This is a genomic window from Klebsiella sp. HMSC09D12 (assembly GCF_001808475.1).
GTDB classification, from domain to species: Bacteria; Pseudomonadota; Gammaproteobacteria; order Enterobacterales; family Enterobacteriaceae; genus Klebsiella; species Klebsiella oxytoca.
In genome coordinates, this window is the sequence record NZ_KV793418.1 from 1 (window position 1) to 4,810 (window position 4,810).

Consider the following 4,810-nt stretch of genomic DNA (forward strand, 5'->3'; position numbering starts at 1 on the left):
GATAACGGACATTTCAATTGAGCCTTGACAAATGCTGTAGCTCCCATATTCTAATGTCACTTTTAACCCATTTAGTGATGTCACTTTTTCTGGCATAAAGGATCCAATCCTCAGGCCATGGAGACATCAGGATGCTTGTGACCATGTCAGATAAAGAAATCAGTCGGATCAACGTCATTCAATCAGTTGTTGAAAAACGTATGCGCCGTCGTGATGCTGCTCATCAGCTTGCTTTGACCGAACGTCAGACACAGCGGTTAATGAACCGCTTTCGTGAGTCTGGTGCCGCAGGATTGGTAAACCTTCGGCGTGGACGCCCTGGTAATCACAGGCTTCCTGAGTCACTGAAGCTGCGAGTTCTTTCGTTACTTCACGATCATTACAGCGACTTTGGACCAACACTGGCCGCAGAAAAATTACGCGAACGCCACAACATCACAGTATCTGTTGAAACGCTCAGAAAATGGATGACAGCGGATGGACTCTGGGTTCCTTATTCACGTCGCAGGCCCCGCGTTCATCAACCCAGATATCGGCGTGACTGCCTCGGAGAACTTGTTCAGATTGATGGTTCCCCGCACGACTGGTTTGAAGGCCGTGCACCGAAATGCTGCCTGCTCGTCTTTATTGATGACGCGACTGGCCGCCTGATGCACCTCCGTTTTGGTGAGACTGAATCAGCTTTTGATTACATGATGGCCACTCGCGAGTATCTCGAGCAACACGGCAAGCCCCTTGCGTTCTACAGCGATAAGCACGGCATTTTCAGGGTCAATAATGGAGGATCCACTACGACCGGAGTCACCCAGTTTGGCCGTGTACTTTCTGAACTTGGGATCGAGTTGATTTGTGCCAACAGTCCACAGGCTAAAGGCCGTGTGGAGCGAGCAAATCAGACACTTCAGGATCGGCTTATCAAAGAGATGCGTCTCGAGGGAATCTGCAGTATTGAAGCCGCCAACGCCTGGCTGGATACCTTCATCGCTGACTTCAATCGTCGCTTCGCAAGACCAGCAAAATACCCCAAAGATCTGCACCGCCCGGTGTCTGAAAGCAACGAAGAGCTGGATGATATCTTTGCTTGGCAGGAACTGCGTAAGCTGTCTAAAACGCTGACATTCCGCTATGACAAAATGATATATCTGGTTGAACCTACTGAAGAAAATACTCGCATCGCTGGCGAGAAAATAACTGTCTACGACTATCCTGACGGCACGCTGGCATTCAAATACGGTTACCGTTCACTCAAATATCAGGTGTTCGACAAACTGGAATGTCTCGACCAGGGGCAAATTGTTGATAACAAACGTCTTGGGGCTGTACTGAAGCTGGCGCAAAGCAAAATGGATGAACTCGAACGCGATGGCAAGCGTGACAGGAGCAAAAAGATGCCAAAACGACGGGCTCAGGCCAGAGTTCAGGAGCAACTCAGGGCAATTAATCCGGTCCTGGTAAACCCGGATGAATTCAGGGCCAGCCTGAAACGCTAGCCCCCTGCTCTTTTTTTTGGATAGTTCAGCTGTGGCAGTGTGATGAAGTACAAGCTTTTGAAAACATGGCAGTTGAGTTTGCAACCAATAATCCCCATTACTTATCTGGTTTTACTATCACAGCAGATATATTCCAGAATATTAAGGGGAAAACAGAACATGGCCAGATGTACGGCTCCTGTACGTGGACATAGCTCAGCAGCCGCCGCTGCTGCCTGTCCAGCCTGTCGCAATCGCAGTGGTTATCGCCGCAGCAGCTACAGTTATGATAGTTATCCGTCCTACTCCTCGTCAGGCAGCGCTGGCGGAAGTCGTGGAAGCAGTAGCGGTGGTTCCAGCAGCGGTACAAAGCCTCGCTGGTCAAAATCGGGATCTTCCGTTTCCTACACAACCGCCCAAGTACAATCTCTCACACCGATTCGCCAAACGGTAGAGAAGCTTGTCGCAGAGAAGCCGGATTTGCGTGATGTATTCCTTTGCCACGCTTGGGATGATCGACAAGGCGTAGCCAAAGAGCTACACGATTTGCTCGAGGCTGCAGGCGTCAAAGTATGGTTTAGCGAAAAGGATCTTGCTCTTGGCGTTCCTATGATGCGTGCCATCGATAAAGGATTAGCAAATTCTCGAATCGGTCTGGTATTAGTGACTCCAGCGCTATTAAACCGACTGCCCAAAGAAGGCGTTGCTGATAAAGAGCTTTCAGCTTTACTGGCCGGGAACCAACTCGTACCGATCGTTCATAACACAACGTATGAAGCTCTCCGCAATGTCAGTCCCTTGCTCGCATCCCGAAGCGGTCTGGACACGGGAGAAGATACGCTGGCAGTTGTCGCAACAAAAATTGCAGAATTGATTACTGTGTAGAGTAACGACTCCCACTCAAACTAAAATATCTGGTCTACTACCGCAGGCCAGATATTTGGCACTGTTGCAAATAGTCGGTGGTGATAAACTTATCATCCCCTTTTGCTGATGGAGCTGCACATGAACCCATTCAAAGGCCGGCATTTTCAGCGTGACATCATTCTGTGGGCCGTACGCTGGTACTGCAAATACGGCATCAGTTACCGTGAGCTGCAGGAGATGCTGGCTGAACGCGGAGTGAATGTCGATCACTCCACGATTTACCGCTGGGTTCAGCGTTATGCGCCTGAAATGGAAAAACGGCTGCGCTGGTACTGGCGTAACCCTTCCGATCTTTGCCCGTGGCACATGGATGAAACCTACGTGAAGGTCAATGGCCGCTGGGCGTATCTGTACCGGGCCGTCGACAGCCGGGGCCGCACTGTCGATTTTTATCTCTCCTCCCGTCGTAACAGCAAAGCTGCATACCGGTTTCTGGGTAAAATCCTCAACAACGTGAAGAAGTGGCAGATCCCGCGATTCATCAACACGGATAAAGCGCCCGCCTATGGTCGCGCGCTTGCTCTGCTCAAACGCGAAGGCCGGTGCCCGTCTGACGTTGAACACCGACAGATTAAGTACCGGAACAACGTGATTGAATGCGATCATGGCAAACTGAAACGGATAATCGGCGCCACGCTGGGATTTAAATCCATGAAGACGGCTTACGCCACCATCAAAGGTATTGAGGTGATGCGTGCACTACGCAAAGGCCAGGCCTCAGCATTTTATTATGGTGATCCCCTGGGCGAAATGCGCCTGGTAAGCAGAGTTTTTGAAATGTAAGGCCTTTGAATAAGACAAAAGGCTGCCTCATCGCTAACTTTGCAACAGTGCCAAATATGGCTTAAGGCATTACACTATTTCATTAATGTCGCCCTGCACGCTTTCAGGTGTTTTATGTTTTAGATTCATCTTACTATCCAGATTGTGCATTTGAGCCAGGCAAAATGTTGTTCGCTAACCACTGTAAGGATCTTCACCATGGAGATGTATCTTAAAAGAATGAAAGACGAATGGGTCGCGCTGGTTGAACAGACCGACCCTCACATTCGCAGACTCGCTTCTGAGATAGCGATCGCCCATGCCCATGCTTTAAGCATTGAGTTTTATCGTATTGTTCTCGCCGATCCGCATGCTGAGGAGTTTTTGAGTAATGAACAGGTTGAGCGCCAACTCAAAAGCGCACTTGAAAAGTGGATTGTGGATGTGCTCTCCAGTGAAGTCGACAATATTGATGAACTGATAAAAATACAGCATACGGTGGCTGAAGTGCATGCGCGTATTGGTATTCCGGTGGAACTGGTTGAAATGGGTTTTCGCGTACTGAAGAAAATTCTCTATCCGATCATCATTGACAGCCACCATGAAGCGACACATAAGCTGCTTGTCTACCACTTCTCCATTAACAGTATTGATCTGGCGATGGAAGTCATGTCCAGAGCCTTCTCCTTTAGTGAAAGTACCGCAGCAAAAGAAGATGAAAACTACCGTATTTTTTCTTTGCTGGAAAACGCAGAAGAAGTGAAAGAGCGTCAAATCGCCGCGTTACTGTCGTGGGAAATGGACATTATCTATAAGGTCTTACTCGACTCCGATCTCGGCAACAGCCTGCCGTTAAGCCAGGCGGATTTTGGTTTGTGGTTTAATCATAAAGGACGTCATTATTTCAGTGGTATTGCGGAAGTCGGTCACATCTCACGACTGATTCAGGACTTTGACGGCGTGTTTCACCACACCAGTGGGACAACGAAAACGTTAAGCAATAAAGCATCACGGGTGAAATTCCTGCTGCAAATCCGCAATACCGTCTCGCAGATCATTACGCTACTGCGTGAATTGTTTGAGGAAGTGTCCCGCCATGAGGTAGGGATGGATGTACTGACCAAATTACTCAACCGACGTTTCCTGCCAACCATCTTGAAGCGGGAAATCGCCCATGCTAATCGCGCCGGCACCCCCCTCTCTATTCTTATTATTGATGTCGATAAATTTAAAGAGATCAATGATACCTGGGGGCACAATACCGGTGATGAGATCCTTCGTCAGGTGTCTCAGGCTTTTTATGACAACGTTCGCAGCAGTGATTACGTTTTTCGCTACGGTGGCGATGAATTTATTATTGTTCTTACTGAAGCGACACAAACCGATACGCTACGTATTGCGGAGCGTATTCGCAGTCGCGTCGAGAAAACAAAAATAAAATCGCCTGCGGGGGATTTTATTCCGCTTTCATTGTCCATTGGGGCAGCGATGTTTAATGGTCATCCGGATTATGAACGTTTAATTCAGATAGCAGACGAAGCGTTATATACCGCAAAAAGACGGGGCAGAAATTGTGTTGAACTGTGGAAACCCGCTTCTTAATGGGTATACGGAAGCAGAGGGGCTTTGTTGAATAAATCGAACTTTTGCTG

The 4,810-nt window shown here is 48.5% G+C and carries 4 protein-coding genes; all 4 read left to right on the forward strand.

Annotation, left to right across the window (positions count from 1 at the left end):
• Positions 1–143 precede the first annotated feature (143 nt).
• The 4 genes from HMPREF3178_RS05240 to HMPREF3178_RS05255 all read left to right on the forward strand — a co-directional run bounded on the left by HMPREF3178_RS05240 (position 144) and on the right by HMPREF3178_RS05255 (position 4,760).
• Entirely contained in the window at positions 144–1,490 is a 1,347-nt protein-coding gene (locus HMPREF3178_RS05240) for an ISNCY family transposase (protein ID WP_077251107.1), read from the forward strand.
• A 159-nt stretch (positions 1,491–1,649) separates the two neighbouring features.
• Positions 1,650–2,354: a toll/interleukin-1 receptor domain-containing protein gene (locus HMPREF3178_RS05245; RefSeq protein ID WP_031591821.1), complete on the forward strand. Its 705-nt coding sequence runs from the start codon at positions 1,650–1,652 to the stop codon at positions 2,352–2,354.
• A 120-nt stretch (positions 2,355–2,474) separates the two neighbouring features.
• Positions 2,475–3,179, forward strand: coding sequence for an IS6-like element IS26 family transposase (locus HMPREF3178_RS05250; RefSeq protein ID WP_001067855.1), 705 nt, complete (start codon positions 2,475–2,477; stop codon positions 3,177–3,179).
• 198 nt (positions 3,180–3,377) lie between these two features.
• Entirely contained in the window at positions 3,378–4,760 is a 1,383-nt protein-coding gene (locus HMPREF3178_RS05255) for a diguanylate cyclase (RefSeq protein ID WP_000426307.1), read from the forward strand.
• The last annotated feature ends 50 nt before the right edge of the window (positions 4,761–4,810 follow it).